This is a genomic window from Ruegeria sp. BHSB056, assembly GCF_059613305.1.
The window spans coordinates 1-15,921 of the sequence record NZ_JBXWSG010000032.1 but is presented as its reverse complement, the minus strand read 5'-3'; the positions used below and the strand labels follow the sequence as shown (position 1 = coordinate 15,921).

Annotated in this window: 12 protein-coding genes; all 12 read left to right on the top strand. The window is 53.2% G+C overall.

Annotated elements, in window-relative coordinates:
* The first annotated feature begins 56 nt into the window (after positions 1-56).
* The 12 genes from AC2FND_RS10140 (at position 57) to AC2FND_RS10085 (ending at position 15,412) form a co-directional block, all read left to right on the top strand.
* The gene (locus AC2FND_RS10140; RefSeq protein ID WP_496769507.1) at positions 57-1,877 is read left to right on the top strand and encodes a M3 family oligoendopeptidase; all 1,821 of its coding nucleotides are present in this window, start codon (positions 57-59) and stop codon (positions 1,875-1,877) included.
* Positions 1,878-2,043: 166 nt separating this feature from the next.
* Entirely contained in the window at positions 2,044-2,484 is a 441-nt protein-coding gene (locus tag AC2FND_RS10135) for a GNAT family N-acetyltransferase (RefSeq protein ID WP_317674168.1), read from the top strand.
* A gap of 663 nt (positions 2,485-3,147) precedes the next feature.
* Positions 3,148-3,519 carry a hypothetical protein gene (locus tag AC2FND_RS10130; RefSeq protein WP_496769505.1) on the top strand — a complete coding sequence of 124 codons (372 nt, stop codon included), beginning with the start codon at positions 3,148-3,150 and terminating at the stop codon, positions 3,517-3,519.
* Between the two features lie 15 nt (positions 3,520-3,534).
* On the top strand, positions 3,535-4,896 hold the full coding sequence (locus tag AC2FND_RS10125) for a hypothetical protein (protein WP_496769503.1): 1,362 nt from the start codon (positions 3,535-3,537) through the stop codon (positions 4,894-4,896).
* Positions 4,897-5,468: 572 nt separating this feature from the next.
* Complete coding sequence (locus tag AC2FND_RS10120; protein ID WP_496769501.1) at positions 5,469-7,478, top strand: BTAD domain-containing putative transcriptional regulator; 2,010 nt, start codon at positions 5,469-5,471, stop codon at positions 7,476-7,478.
* A 112-nt stretch (positions 7,479-7,590) separates the two neighbouring features.
* Positions 7,591-8,499: a phosphatase PAP2 family protein gene (locus tag AC2FND_RS10115; RefSeq protein WP_496769499.1), complete on the top strand. Its 909-nt coding sequence runs from the start codon at positions 7,591-7,593 to the stop codon at positions 8,497-8,499.
* 1 nt (position 8,500) lies between these two features.
* Entirely contained in the window at positions 8,501-9,538 is a 1,038-nt protein-coding gene (locus AC2FND_RS10110; protein WP_496769497.1) for a hypothetical protein, read from the top strand.
* Positions 9,539-10,484: 946 nt separating this feature from the next.
* Positions 10,485-11,651 carry a peptidoglycan-binding domain-containing protein gene (locus AC2FND_RS10105; protein ID WP_496769495.1) on the top strand — a complete coding sequence of 389 codons (1,167 nt, stop codon included), beginning with the start codon at positions 10,485-10,487 and terminating at the stop codon, positions 11,649-11,651.
* Between the two features lie 60 nt (positions 11,652-11,711).
* Positions 11,712-12,503 (top strand): caspase family protein, encoded by a 792-nt coding sequence (locus AC2FND_RS10100; RefSeq protein ID WP_496769493.1) that lies wholly within the window; start codon positions 11,712-11,714, stop codon positions 12,501-12,503.
* A 141-nt stretch (positions 12,504-12,644) separates the two neighbouring features.
* Positions 12,645-13,247: a transglutaminase-like domain-containing protein gene (locus tag AC2FND_RS10095; protein WP_496769492.1), complete on the top strand. Its 603-nt coding sequence runs from the start codon at positions 12,645-12,647 to the stop codon at positions 13,245-13,247.
* A 15-nt stretch (positions 13,248-13,262) separates the two neighbouring features.
* Positions 13,263-14,678, top strand: coding sequence for a hypothetical protein (locus AC2FND_RS10090; RefSeq protein WP_496769490.1), 1,416 nt, complete (start codon positions 13,263-13,265; stop codon positions 14,676-14,678).
* Between the two features lie 47 nt (positions 14,679-14,725).
* The gene (locus tag AC2FND_RS10085) at positions 14,726-15,412 is read left to right on the top strand and encodes an alpha/beta fold hydrolase (RefSeq protein WP_496769488.1); all 687 of its coding nucleotides are present in this window, start codon (positions 14,726-14,728) and stop codon (positions 15,410-15,412) included.
* Positions 15,413-15,921 lie beyond the last annotated feature (509 nt).

Below are 15,921 nucleotides of genomic sequence, written 5' to 3'. Positions count from 1 at the left end.
TGATCCGGGTGCGCCAGCCCTAGATGTTTGCAAAAGCAGTCTACTAAAGGTGATCCATGCGCGACCTCCCCTTCCCTGTCCGTGACGCGAACGCAATCGGTGGCTCCGGCAATCTGGGCAATCTTCCGGAATGGGATCTGAGCGATCTCTATACCGCGGAAGACGCACCCGAGTTAGCGCGCGATCTGGATTGGCTGGAAGGCGAATGTGCCGCATTTGCTGCTGATTACGAAGGCAAACTGGCCGATCTGGATGATGCAGACCTGCTGGCCTGTGTGCATCGCAACGAAAAGATCAACGCCATCGCCGGGCGTATCATGTCCTTTGCTGGTCTGCGCTATTACCAACTGACCACTGATGCAGAGCGCGCCAAATTCCTGTCGGATATGCAGGAAAAGATCACGATCTTCACCACTCCGCTTGTGTTCTTCACGCTCGAGATCAACCGGATCGAAGACGACGTTCTGAAGGCCCATTTTGCGGCCAACAAAGATCTTGCCCGATACGAACCTGTGTTCCGCCGCATCCGCGCAATGAAGCCCTACCAGCTGTCTGACGAGCTGGAAAAATTCCTTCACGATCTGGGGGTTGTCGGCGACGCGTGGGAACGTCTGTTCGACGAAACGATTGCCGGTCTGGCTTTTCATGTCGACGGTGAAGAACTGAACATCGAAGGCACCCTGAACCTGCTGACGGAACAGGACCGCGCGAAACGTGAGGCTGCGGCGCGCGAACTGGCATCGGTCTTTCAGGACAACGTAAAAACCTTCGCCCGAGTCCACAACACGCAGGCCAAAGAGAAAGAAATCGTTGATCGCTGGCGCAAGATGCCGACCGCTCAGACCGGGCGTCACCTGTCGAACGATGTCGAGCCCGAGGTGGTCGAGGCCCTGCGTGAGGCAGTCGTGGCCGCCTACCCCAAGCTGAGTCATCGCTATTATGAGCTGAAGCGCAAGTGGCTTGGACTGGACGTCATGCAGGTCTGGGACCGCAACGCGCCCCTGCCCATGGAAGACACGCGTATCGTGAATTGGGAAGAGGCCCAAAAGACAGTAATGAACGCGTATAACGCCTTTGATCCCCGGATGGGCGAAATCGCGGCCCCTTTCTTCTCAAAAGGATGGATCGATGCGGCGGTGAAACCAGGCAAAGCGCCGGGGGCCTTCGCCCATCCGACGGTCACCGATGTCCACCCCTATGTGATGCTCAACTATCTGGGCAAACCGCGCGATGTGATGACGCTTGCCCATGAACTGGGACACGGCGTCCATCAAGTGCTGGCCGCCGGTCAGGGCGAGATGCTGTCATCCACCCCGCTGACGCTGGCGGAAACCGCCTCGGTCTTTGGTGAGATGCTGACCTTTCGCAAGATGCTGGAACAGGCCGAAACCCCGGAACAGCGCAAGGTTCTGCTGGCTGGTAAGGTCGAAGATATGATCAACACGGTGGTCCGCCAGATCGCCTTCTACGACTTTGAATGCAAACTGCACGCCGCCCGACGTGAGGGCGAGCTGACCCCGGATGACATCAACGCCCTGTGGATGAGCGTTCAGGCCGAAAGCCTTGGCCCCGCATTTGAATTCATGGACGGGTACGAGACCTTCTGGGCTTACATCCCGCACTTCGTCCACTCGCCCTTTTACGTCTATGCCTACGCCTTCGGCGACGGCCTCGTGAACGCGCTCTATTCCGTTTACGAAAGCGGCGCGGATGGGTTTGAGGACAAGTATTTCGACATGCTGCGCGCTGGTGGTTCAATGCACCACAAGGAATTGCTGACCCCGTTCGGCCTGGACGCCAGCGACCCCAAGTTCTGGGACAAGGGCCTGTCGATGATCTCAGGCTTCATTGACGAGTTGGAGGCGATGGAGGGCTGAGACGCCCTCGACAGAGGGTCGCGACATCTGCCTTGCGGAAAGAACCGCCATGCCCGGCAATGTCGCGCCCAAGGGGCCCCTGAACGCCCGCTAAGCGGACTTTTGAGACATTGAGCTTTTGTAGCTTATAGGCTCTGCTGGCCTCAGCAATCGCAAGGTACTTCAAATGACAACGACAGTAATTCGCCGCATTAAGGAAGCCGACAAGGCCGAATGGCAAATGCTATGGTGCGGCTACAACGCGTTTTACGAACGGGAAGTTGAGGACAGGACCACTGATCGAGTTTGGGATGCTCTAAAAGGCAAAACGGGTGAGCCGTTCTGTTTCGTAGCGGAACAAGGTGGAAAACTTGTTGGTTTTACCCATTATTTCTATCTTCGATCGACGTCAGATTGGGGGCCTCGCTGCTATATGCAAGACCTATTTGTTGACCCATCCGTAAGGGGCGGTGGTGTTGGGCAATCGCTCATTGAAGCGGTCTATGCCGATGCCGACGAAAACGATGCGGCGCAGACTTTCTGGCTAACAACCACAACCAACAAGGCGGCACGCAAATTATATGACCGCGTTGCAAGCATGACACCGTTTGTAAAATACAGACGATAAGGGCTCAAAGCGGACTTGCGGCGGTGCAGCAGGGCCCGATGCTTGCAAGATGACGGTCTGCGGACTCTACCGACATTCAAAATTCGACCTTTGCTGACGCAGTATCTGTTCGCAGGTGCGTCATCACCACTGCTGCGGTGCTACTCAGGTCAACAAACCGGTCATTGAACGCGCCGATGGACCTCAGGTCCGAAACCGCGCTTTCGCCGCGGAGAGCATCAATTTGAACGGCGCGGACACACCCGAAATTGGATTATCGTCCTATGTTATCGTCGCGCAGATACTGCGAACCATTTGTTGCGATGCAGTGTATTTGTCAAAAAAATTTGAAAACATAGACTTATCTTTCTCTGATACCGTACATTCGGAGTTTCTATAACCAACGCATTTCAACAGAGCACTTTTCAGGACGACCGTCATTCGGTGGACTCTACCCCCCTTTGAATGCTCACCAATAGTTTTTTTGTAGCACGGTAGAATTCACGCTGAATTCACGCAAAATTCCCGCTCGGGTCACATGCTGACCAAAATAGTTTTTCGGAAGCCAACGTAATCAAACAACGCTGAAACCGAAGAAAGCAACGCTTTCTCGTTCAGGTAAGTGATTTTTTCTGCGTCAGAGAGGTTTCAACACAATCGCAACACCTAACAAAGGATAAGAAAATGAATGAGATGGAATGGCCGAGAATAGGCGACGTTTCTTTTGAAATCGCCGTGCCACCTAATGATCTGTTGAATGTGGTTTCGGTAAACGCGGGGGCCCTGATGATACCTGGCCATGTTCAAGTCATCATAGGCGACGACATTTCTTCGAACGATATCGGCGATTTGAACGCGGTCAGAGACAGGTTAAAAACCCTGCCGGAGGATCAGCGTTTGGTCGTTTACGATGTACTGAACTATCAGGTTCCAGAATTGAACGTAGCTCTTCGCCACACAATTATCTCAAGTACCGATGAGTCTGAGGAAGACCTGATTGTGTCGACCCAAAAAGGTCAGCCAGTTTCCGAAATACTGCTTGTTAAGCTCGTTTAAAAAAGGAGCACAACCATGAAACAACTATGCACATCGCGGTATTCTCTCAGGATTGCTGGTTTTGCCCTGCTGACAGCATCTCAAGTGTCTGCTCAAGCCGAGGGGGAGAACAAGCCGGACCCCTGTGTTGCCGGTTCCGACGGAAAGTGTTTGGAAGCCAGCGATCTCATTGGCGCTCTGGATCTGGGTGTTCCGAGTACGCCACTCTTTACCCTGTTAGGTGCGGCACCTGAAAACGTAATGGAAGTGAAAACGGCAGACGAGTTTTCTGTTTCGGTTTTACCCAATGCTATCAACTCCGTCGGAGAAGATTCGTTTTCTCTGGGATTGGAGTTTAATCCAGGCTTACTGTTACTACCGGAAAACGTAACGATCTCTGACTTGGGTGGGCGCTACAATACGGCGCGACTATTGAGCGGGATGAGTGTTGCATTTTCTGCCATTGAAACCAGCGGCGACGCGGGTTTCACGCAGTATGGGTTGGGAGTTTCTTACATCTACGACAAAAAGAACCCTTTGTTTGCGTATGAGGATTTCAAGCAGTGCATTGGCGGCGGCCAACTTGATCCTGGTCGTATTCAAAACCTGATTACAGAATTCAATTCGCGAATAACACCCATTCTTATCTCTGGCGGCATAGATGTAACAGAAACTCGTACAGTATCTAATCAGATATGGGCCAGCGCTGATGAAAATGGCGCATTGTCTGAGGATGATGTTGCTGAGGTTCTGAAGCGTAGCAAATACTCAGGGAACACGTCTAACGCAGCCCGGGAGATTGTAAGTCTTCACAAGAGCCTATTGTTCGACGGCGACCGGAACCTCATCAGAAATGGTGGGGAGGCAGTTCAGACCTGCGTCGACGAAGTGCAACAATGGAACCGTCCGATTTATGGTCTCGGTCTTGCCGCTTACTTGACCGATCCCCAACAAGGTTCGAACGAAACCGGGTTTGGGATTTGGGCATCCGCGTCGGGCCCTGCTCCTTTTGCGAAGGAACGCGGGCAAATAACAGGGTCGCTCCGTTACACGGAGAACCTTGTCCGCTCGCGGGAAATCAACGGCGTCGACACTAATGAAACAGTGGATGGATGGGGGATCGGCCTCAGATATACACAACGATTTGGGGCAGCAACGATCAATGTTGACAAGCACAAGCCAGAATTTCGAGGCTTTATCGAGGCGGGCTATTATGATGAGGAGTTTTCTGGGATCAAAGACACCTACTGGCAAGCCGGGCTAGGTGGAGAAGTCAGAGTTGCCGAAAACCTATTTTTGCAATTCGTTTTGGGAGACACTTTTGGAAGCAGTATCGATCGCTCGCAGTATTTGAGTGCGCAGCTAAAGTGGTCTTTTACGCGGGCGTCAGTCAAATAGAATGCCGAGAGACGTATTCGGTGTAGTTTTGTACTCGGGCGCGCAAGGCTTGCCACGTCGATTGGATGAGTAGGAGCGAGGTGGAGCGGCTTCTTAAGATAGACGCAAGTCAGTACTGAAGAATTTTAAGGTATTTGGTTCCGCCTGGATATCGGCGTAGCAAATCATCGGTAAGTCCGAAGCCGGGTGTTTAGTCTAGGCCTCTGGTTTATTGGGATCGCAATGAATTTGTCTGGCTCTGAAATCCAGATTTTGCAGTTTTGTTTTTAGGAGTCATTCCATTGAAGGTCTTCAAACAACGCGCAAAGTTGTAACCGTTAGGGAAGCCTCCGAAATGGCTACTAAGCTGCTCGCGGCTTTCGTGGTGATATCGTTTCATCGTTGCGTTATTAATCGTGCGGTTCATCCCTTCGACCTGACCATTGGTCTAGCGTTTGTTCGGATGACGTAGTTTGCGCCTTTTAGAGAGACACAAAATTCAGCGAGGGCATTGACGTGGTGTCTAAACACACAGAATATTAGACAGGTTTTTTTAAGTTACTGACTTAAGTCTTCGATCACTGGGAGGGGAATTGGCTCGAGGATCGGCATGCTTTCGTGTATATGCGCTTGGACAATGGCGCTTAGAAGCAAACCATTTGGTTTTGGATGTTCGCGGACACAAAACCAAGGCGTTGATAGCCTACTTGGCATTTTCACAAGACCGTGTACATGCCCGAAACACGCTAGCCGGAATGCTCTGGCCTACGCTCCCTTTGTCTCGAGCAAGAGGTTCGCTGCGTCAGGTTTTATCAGAGATTCGGCGGGCTGTCGGCGATGATCGAGAGAGCTTCTTAAAAACCAACCGGAACCAACTCCATGTTGTCAGCGGAGTTTTGGATACGGATGTCGATGCTTCCATTGAGGCTATTCAAAGTGGGAATATTTTTTCACCTGAGATTGAAGCAATTGTGCATGCGCCGAATATATTATCCCAGTTCCAGTCGATCAGCGGTCCGCTGGAGGATTGGATCAACGGATTTCGGGCCAACCTCCTCGAACGTGCGGGAAACGCGCTTGCGGAAATCTACAAAGACTCGGACGTTGAGCCAAAAAATAGGTTGCGTGCTGCACAAGTTGCGTTCCAGCTAAACAGTTTCGACGAAGCCGCCGCTCGCGCTATCATGATGTGCAATGCCGAGTTGAATCAGACATCGACTGCGATCCGGTTTTACGACGAGCTATATGAGAATTTCGAGCAAGAACTGGACATTGCGCCCTCATTGGCGACGCAAGATCTGGCCGCGCAAATCAAGCTAAACTTGGAAGCCGCCGAAACAGTCCCGAAGCGCGCTACATTTGCGCTGGACTCCAGCGATCTGGATGCCCTGCCGGGCAATACACCTCGTGACGTTTCGGTTGCCGTTGTTCCGTTTGAGCGGCTTGGGCCTGTAGAGACGCCGGGATACGTCACCTTAGGGCTTTTGGACGAGATTACCTGCGCTCTGGCAGGCCTCGTTCTCCCAGCGCCAATTTCGTCAAACACGATGCGCCGGTATCTGGATAGCCCATCGCCGAGCCCTAGGAAAGTACACGAGGATATTGGCTCACGGTATGTGGTGACCGGTTCGATCCGGTCAAACGGGGACCAGGCTGCCGTCACCGTGCAAATGGCGGACGCAGTAACTGAACAAGTGCTGTGGGCTGATGTTCATCGTTGTGCCCATACCGCCGTTCTGGATGTTCATCCGGCTATTGTAAGCCGCATTGTGAACTCGGTTGCGCCTTCGTTGCATGGAGCTGAGCTTGCGCGGACTCGCTCAGTCGACGCATCCGAACTGGAACCCTTCCACTTGGTCCTGCGGGCGCGTGAACTGATTTTCATGCTGTCTATGCAGTCCTTTCGAGAGGCAGGCCAGTTGTTGGATACTGCCATCAAGAAGGGGCCGAGTTTCGCCCCCGCCCACGCGGCTTCGGCGGATTGGTACAGTATTCGTATTTGGCAGGGGTGGTCTCGCGATCCTCAGCAAGATCAAGAGAAACTCGAACAACATGCGCGCGCGGCGATTAACTTGGTTCCGTCCGATGGGCGTGCGCTTGCCCTTCTAGGGCACAACCGCCTCATTTTTTCCTACCGCTATGATGAGGCGCAGTCTCATTTCGATCAGGCGCTTTCCTTGATGCCGGGGGATTCTGAAACACTGAGTTGGACAGTGCCTGGGCTTGCCTATTGCGGTCGAACGGACGAGGCGATTGTGAACGGAGAACGGGCCATTTCTCTATCGCCCTTTGATCCTTTTCACTTTCGAAATCAGCATTTCTCGAGTATTGCTCACTACACTGCCGGAAATTATGACACTGCGGCAGAGCTGGGCCTTTCCAGTTTCCAAGAGAATTCGACTTATGTGTCAAATCTTCGATTCACTATCGCGTCCCTTTTTGCTTCTGGCAGACAGCGGAAAGCACAAATTCTTGTCGCGCATCACCATAAAATCGAGCCAAACTTCCGGGTTAAGCAGTTTATCGCGCGGCATCCGTTCCGTAACAATCAATTGCGCGAGCAATACGGGCGTCATTTGGTAGAAGCCGGGCTGAACTCCTAGAAATGAACTTGGGGCAGCTGCCCAGTAAGTCCCAAATCGCCAAACACGATTTCTTCACGCTATTCTAACGGCTTTAACTTAGATGCAAAAAAGGTAATCAACGGAGGGGACTATGTCACAAGCTGCTGCAATTCTGGCTTCGGGCAACGGTGCAGGAAACGGTGCCGGCAACGGTGCGGGGAATGGTGCAGGCAACGGCGCAGGTGTTGGTGTTGGGTTGGCGGGAGGATCTGCATTCCCGTTTATGGAGCCGTTTCATATCGAAGGGCCGGATCCAGCGCCTTTTCTCATATTGCAGGGTGGTACTTTTCCTGAATCGGAATGGAGTCCGGATCTTGAAGCTATGGGTCTTGCACCGTCCATTCTGGCCGAACTGGATCTTGGCATAATGGGTATGCCAACCCCGGAAGACGAAAAAAAGAACCGTCACTTGGATGAGCAAATAAAGAAAATGTTCGAAACGAGACATGGCGGAAAGTTGCCAACTAGGGCTGCAGAAATCATTGATCAAAGTGGGAATTTCGCACATTATTTTCTGAATGTTTTGAACAGCAGTGTCCGGCATCGGCGAAATACGGCTGTGATGATTTTCGTCTGTCTACAGATCGGAAGCATGGTCGGCATGCATTTCAAACGGATGTACAATCGGCCGCGACCCTCGCAAATTTATCCCGGTCTATTGCCAATTATTCCGACCCCAGCCCACGCCTCTTATCCAAGCAATCATTCAACTCAGTCGCATCTGATCGCCGAGGTGATTTCGCAAATTGCTCCCGATAAGACTCAGGACGCCCTGAACCAATATCTGTTTGCGATGGCCGATCGGATTAGTCTCAATCGTGAAATCGCCGGTGTTCACTACCCGTCAGACACCGAGGCTGGAGAAACTCTCGCAAAAGAAATTGCGAAACAACTGCTGGCGGGAGAGGCCGTGAAGCAGTTAGTTGAAAAATGCAAACAAGAGCTAAAGGATTTCATACCGTCTGGCGAACCTTTAACTCATGAAACCGTGACGCAATAACATGGCCAATTTTGTAAAATCGCCCTACGGCAGCGCCATCCCAAACGATGGCGACGCGTGGGCAATCGAGAACCAGGCGGCGCTGTTTGAAATTCTGCGAAATCAACTTTGGGCGAGTCCAGATGCTGACATACTAGTTCCTTTCGCGAGTTCGACAGCATTTTCTGCAGCGCCGACGATGTCGCTGGACCCAATAAACGACGCCGCGTTGAACCTGTTCCGGGCATGGGAACCGCAAGACCAAGGTGACTATCGGTCAACTTGTGTCGCCTTTTCTGTTTTGGCGATGATCGAGCTTCACGAGCATCTAAGGGGCAATCAGCCAAGCGTTGCGAACTACTCTGAGGAGTTCCTGTACTACAAGATGCGCAATGAGCATCAGCCAGAAGACCGCCCGGTTAACTATGTAAGCGGCGCTACGTTCATGCAGCAGGGCGCCAACGCATTGGAATCTTCGGGAGTTTGCCTGGATTCAACCATGCCATATCGGGCTGAGATTACCGAATCGGATTATACCGAATTGCCCGAACAGGGCGCTTTGGACGAGGCAGGAGGCCGGAGATTTGATCCGGGTTCATTTTACTACGCGCGCCTTTACAAAAATGCCCTTGATGCCTGGAGAGAAATGGATCTCGTCACGACTTTTCGGCAGGCTCTCAAACACGGCTGCCCTATTTCCGCTGCGTTCCCACTCTACGTTGGAGACGACCAGTGGTCGCACAATTTGAGTAACGGTTGGCGGTTCGGCTATGTTACTGATCCAAATCCGACCGACCGTCCAAACATTGTCGACATCATAGAAGAATATGACATTGGATCAGTGATTAACGGAGGACACGCTGTCTGTATCGTTGGGTACCAGAACGGCGAGCACGGTGCCGAAGGCCGCTTTTTGTTTAGAAACAGCTGGGGCGCCCGTTTCGCTGGAAGATTCGATGATGAACGCCTACCTATGAAGGCTCCCCGCAAAGGTTATGGCACCGTATCCGAGGCTCATATTCAGAACCACTGCTGGGAGTTCATGTTCCAAAAGCCGTAGATCGGTTGAAGCTAATCTCGAACGGCAGATCCACGCGCTCTAGTGGGCACCGTCGTTATCCTGGATATTCTTGCCATACACAAGACTACATGCGCGGACGAAGACCTGCGTAAGGCCGGGTACTGGTTCCTGTTTTGGCCTCCATAAAGCCCAGACTTTAACCCGATTGAGATGGCTTCACAAAACTCAAGGCGCACCCACATAGGATCGTTGCAAGGGCTTTCACCGGCATGTTTTAGCCCTCAATGAAATCTGCGACCTAAACATGCCGGATCAATGCTGGGACTACTTCAATGCTTCCGGATATGTCTCTGTTCAAAAGTCGGGTGCTTTGGGACGCAAATGCAGGGTAGCTGAGGCCCGCTCAACCGGCCTGATCCTAGCGTGATTCCTATGTTTCCCATCGCCCAGAGCAAAGAGAATGGCACTTTGAACAAGCACAAAAAAGCCGCTTGGATAACGCAGGAGTAACGGTGAATTCGCGGTCGAGATACGCTGCGGCCGCACAATTGTCGCTGGAAGGTAATCGTAGCTTCGGTCGGGTGCAAAGCCAGCTTGCCTGAAAAGATCAAAAGTAAAGGGGAAGCCAAATGAGACGCAGATTCTTTCAGAGCGTAACAACTACTTTTCTTTCTACCGAATGCGCGCCGGTGCATCGATCGCAGCTGATGAAAAGGCTAGTTTTGCTCGGGCTACAGGGAATGGCGGGAGCATCGAGCAATCAAGCGATCCGGGTGCAAAGTACCTTGAGACTTCTGGAGACGCTGATTTCGGCGACCACACTGCGAACCGCGCGGGCACCCACAATTGAAGAGAAGACCCGCGCCTGCTGTCTCTGGTTTGGATCCCTAAACATATCACAGGCTGCAAGACAAAGTTCGGCGCCTCTTGTGGGCCTCGACAGTCACTTCAGCTCTACCGCGCTTGTTTCAGAAGGAGATAGGAAATGAAGAACGAATTGACCGACTATCCCCCGGAACACGAGGTCGAACCCAAGGGTGATGAATCGGGTTTAACGATGCAAGAGGCTGCGCTAACCGATGACATCGGCGCGCAGCCCGACCCCGAGGACCTAGACATCACGCGCCATACCCAACCGCGTTCGGGGTCCCGAGACGTCAGCTTCTCCGACGTTCAGTGGCCGTCTGAAGACAAAGAGGCCCCTGATTACGCCTTCTTGGCCGAACTGCCGGAGACTCCCGCGTTCGAGCTGACAGCAGATACGCTGGAAACACTTTTTCAAACGGGGCGGTACAAACCGCATCGCACGTCTGGAGTGATTGCGTTCGCATTGCGTGGCGCCGTGATTACGGCGAGCCATCAAATCGAAGAGTCACAGTCGATCACACTAGAAACGACGCGCCCCGACCACCGGACTTTTTGTTGTGTCATAGGTTTCTACTTCCCGGAAACTAAACGGATCACCGCTTATACGGGTTCGACAGTGCCATGTCGGGCGGCAGTTGCCGGATATGCCAATGGTGGGTCTGCGGCAAATATGCTGCCAACCGGGTTGCACACTTTCTATATTTGGCGGCACCGTAGCCTCCATCCGGCTTTGCGCCTCGGTAGCTCAAGTACCGATCCTGAGACTGGTGCTCGGGCGACGGTCCTGCGGTCAACGAACAACGGTGAGTTGGAAACGCTCGATATATTCGATTTGTCGCGGCCATTGGACAATGTTCATTGCTCTTACTACTTGTCAGAGCAGGCGCATCTTGGGGCAATGTTCTCGTCCTGGGGGTGTTTGACGGTGCGCGGCCTCAAGGATCCATCTGATCAATGGGCTCGTTTTCAAATTGTGCTTAACCAGATCGGTGCCAAGAAACGCGTCGATCTTTTGCTAACCACTGGCAAGGAAGCGGCAGTTGCCGCAGCGAGCGGCCATAGTGCCAATCTGACCGCGTTACGGACAGGATCGCGCGGCCCGGAAGTGCAGCGACTGCAACGGCATTTGGGTCTGACAGAGACCGGGTACCTTGGCGCAAGAACTCTGGACAAGATGACCGGCGCCGAGCGGAGTTTTAACTCTGTGGCAGGTAATGGGCGGCGCGCAACTGGCATCTACACGCCCGCACTTGATGCGCGAACCGGATGGGGGATCTTTTCCTAACACCTTCGTTGCACCGGTAGATGCCGAGAAATCAGCAGAGAAATCAGAAAGGAAATTTCGATGTCCAAGAAAGCCATATGCATAGGAATCAACAACTACCCTGGTACGCATAACGACTTGAACGGCTGCGTTAATGACATGAACGATTGGAGCGCATTGCTGAGCGAGCAATTCGGGTTTGACGTATCGAAATTGGCTGACGGAGAGGCAACAGCCGACAGAATCCTGGCGGCACTGTCTGGCTTGATTAATGGTGCCACGGATGGGGACAGACTTGTCGTCACGTTTTCGGGTCATGGCTCTTACGAGTTGGATGGGGCGGACGCGGACGAGGCCGATAACTACGATGAAACCATTTGTGCCCATGATCGCGACATCATTGATGATGAGATCCGCGCGATCATCGGCCGACTGGCCGACGGCGCCTATCTCACAGTGATTAGCGACTCGTGCCATTCCGGAACTGTCACACGCAACATGCTTCGGCCGCCCAGCGAAGAGGGTGAGGCCCAGTATCCCATGTTGGCGCGCTACATGCCAATGGACAACCATCGGCAATTCGACACAATGCGCGTGCCCACGCGTCATCGCTCTTTCGGCAGTGGGGCAGGGATGAACCACCTTTTGTTGACAGGGTGTTCCGCGGTCCAACTTTCTTATGACGCTTGGATTGACGGGCAATTCAACGGCGCAATGTCAGCCAACGCGATCAAGCTCATCAAGGCGGATCCAGAGATTACATATCAGCAGTTCCACGACAAGCTGCGCGGCGTTCTTCCCAGCCGGGTCTATCCGCAATCGCCGCAGCTCGAGGGACCAGAAGCCCTTCGCAATCGCAAGATCTTTAGCTGAGGCGCGGGTCCCTTGCCATACCACTGGGACGGCGACCGGATTCTCCAGAAAAACACCAGTTTCCAGGGGGGGCGCGTAGTTGTAGGACATCCAGACGTCAAAGTCTGGACCGACTTGCGCCAATGGATCACGGGCTCTGATATGGACGAGGTCCGGCGGGTCCTTCGCGATATCGTCGACTTGCCGCAGACCAAAAACAAGGGCGATTTTGATCGGCGGGCTGGGCTGATCTGGGAATGGTTCGCAACCACGATCACCTACGTTTCTGACAGAAGCTCGCAAGGGCGCGAGAACTTCTTCCAATTCCCCGCCGAGACAATTGCGCTCGGCACGGGCGATTGCGAGGACAGCGCCTTCTTGCTGGCCTCGCTTCTCATCGCTTCGGGCATCTCGGAATATTGCGTGCGCGCAGTCATGGGCTCGGTCAAGTGGGCGGATGATCAGGTCAGCGAAGGCCACGTTTGGGTGACCTATAAGGACGAGACCGGGGTGTGGCGGCTCCTGGAGCCGACCCTGCCCCAGGATCAGCTTCCCAGTCCGTTGGACCGTGTCGCGAGTTGGCCATGCGCCAATGACTGCAGCAAGCGGGGCGTACGGCCTTGGTACGTCCCTGATCTGTGCCTGAACCAAAGCCATATCTGGTCCATACGAGCTATCCCGAACGACGATGTCAAAGAGTTTGTCCACTCCTACAGAACGCGCCGCACTGCGCGCCGTGCGCATTCAAAGCAGCAAGACAATTGAAATGGAGGAAACCTGATGACGACCTTAAACGCAGCGCTTGAAAATGCGCTGGGACACGCGATCGCGGACATCTGCGATGGCAGATTTCATTCCACAACCGCCAACCATTGCGCCCATTTTGTCAGCCACATCAGTGGCTTGGAATTCACTTATAACTGCAAACAGTACAAAGGTGGGAACGGCACATCCGCCAACATTCGGGTGCAAGAGATCTTCGCCGTCTGCCCTAAAGTGGGTCTTTGGCGGGATGCCGCCCTAAACCAAGAATTGTTGGTGTTTGTCACTAAGACGTCCAACGTCGACCTGGCGAGCAAGACAATACGCAACGTTCCGCAAAAGCATGTCGGCATTTATTCGAACGGCATGGTGTACCACTATTCAAACTCACAAAACGAAGTGGTGAAATGGACGCCGGAAAAATTCCTCGAAACGTTCGAAGCGGCCTATAGCGGGACCCAGGGCCTTTTCTTTGGGACCTTCCCGGGGTCCGACCTCGATCTGAACATCAAAAACCGAGCAGCAGAGGCGCCCCGTGGCCTAGGGTTTGACTTGGTTAAGATCGGACGAAAATGGTACGCTGATCCGCAGGGCAACGAGGCGCAACGCTTTTATGTTGGGCGAGAGACCCGCAATGGGAACTACGTTGGATTGTTCCAGCGCGTGAACGAGTATTACGGCGTGACCTATGCGGCAGCGGATTACGTCGACGAATATGATCACTGGGCACAACTCCTTGAACTCACTGGGTATTGCGAGAGCAAGAACCACTTCAACCTGATCAACACCTATGACAGTGCAAAATTCACCTTTGGCTTCTATCAATTGGCAGCCCATACAGCGAATGACAACCTGATTCTGTTCTTCCGAAAATTGCTGCAAATGCCCGAGGCGGCGGATTACTTCCCCGAGCTTGTGCTGCACAATGGCCGGGTGCATCGCCGCGATGAGAATGGCAGCCTAACCGATCTTGAGGTCGCCACGGCAACCGGTCCAGGAGGGCGCCGGCAATTGCAACGGTTCATGGATTACCTGAACGCACGGCGCTTGGCGCATGATCGCCAAGAGGTTCTACAATCTGCCCGCGTCATTCATTGGACCAACACGCATGCGTCCCAACGGGACCTTCAGGTTGAGATATCGTTTGATATTTTGCAGCACAAAATGGCCGGGCGATATGCGCGGTGGTATAACCTAGACGGGCAGCCAGATACGATCTGTGCAGTCATCGCCGACATCCATCACCAAGGCCGGGCGAAGAAGACCCGGGTTCGGGCAGCGCTCGCCTCGGCTGATCCACTTGATGCGTTGATCGACATCAATGCGAATTACGCCGGTCGCAATGCAGAACTGCGCGACAAGCTTCAAGAAATGGTCAATGCCGGTCAACTCGGTGTTCGGACCTATGACACTGCTTTGAACGAATTCCATTGAACCTGCCAAGGATCAAAGAGACAATTTTTGCGTCAACGAGGATATCCATGACAACACTAATCTTCGTGCACGGGATGAACGGAACCGCCAAGAACTGGACGAGCGTACCAAGCAAACTCGCGCCTCGCGTCACAACGTCTTTCGCGGCAGATCTCCCAGGTCACCACATCCCGATTGAGTTTAGCGATATTCTTGGAGGCGGAACCTATTCATCAGGTGTCGGCATGGCGGATTACATCGCTGCGATCACCGATCTCTTCCCTGCGGGCAGTGGACGGGATGTTGTTTTGGTGGGGCACTCAATGGGTGGTGCGGTGATCTCTCAAGTGGCGGAGAAGAATCCCGGTCGGATCGCCAAGCTGATCTACGTGGCAGCCATGCTCCCAGGTGACGGACAGTCACCCGCTGACATCCTGACTTGGATAATGAGCAGCGGGCTCTTTGACCAAAGGGGATTCCTCGGTGACTTTTTACCTCACCTCGAACAGCTTGAAGTTGTGCGTCAGCCCGCTGAGCCCCTGGCAGCTAAGTTTAATCGAAGCCCTGAATTTGAGGCAATACCGCGTGCGTATATCCGCTGCACCAAAGACGATGTTATCCCGGTCCAAGCCCAAAACAGAATGCTTGAGGCCTATCCTGACACAGATATCGTGACGATTGAACGCAGTCACTTTCCGCAGTTTCAAAACTCTGAAGAACTCGCCGTCATCATAGGCGATTTGCTTCCTTCATGACTTGACGTGCCGAGCTGAGAAGCGTTTTGTTGACAGCATTCAAGGCTACGATTCGTCTTCAGGTTTTCTCGAAACGGCCACAAGACAAACCTAGACGCTGCGATGACTGCGACGCAGCGGGAGTTGTCGGAAACCATCACCTAACGCCGGTAGAACAGTAAATTTGATTCTCAAGCACAGGTTGCGCCGTCAATCGTCAACGTGAGATGATCGGCCAAACGCGCAGATCGCTACCTACAGCCTATAGGGTGCCCAATCCATCCGGCTCATCGCAAAAAACACTAATGCTGCAATCCACAAAAGCTGGCCTTGGTGCAGCATCGGTTCATAGACGCAGCACGCAGGTTGCTGCGTTGCAGCCTAGGTCGCCAGACCAGTCATTCAAGACCGCCACACGTGCTATTGCAGCGTATGCGTCCGCTGGAGGAGCAATCCGTTGTTTGAGAGCGGTCAATCAGATGGTAGCTTTTATTGTTTCCTGGAGACAAGCGGACAGTTGCGCTCGGTCT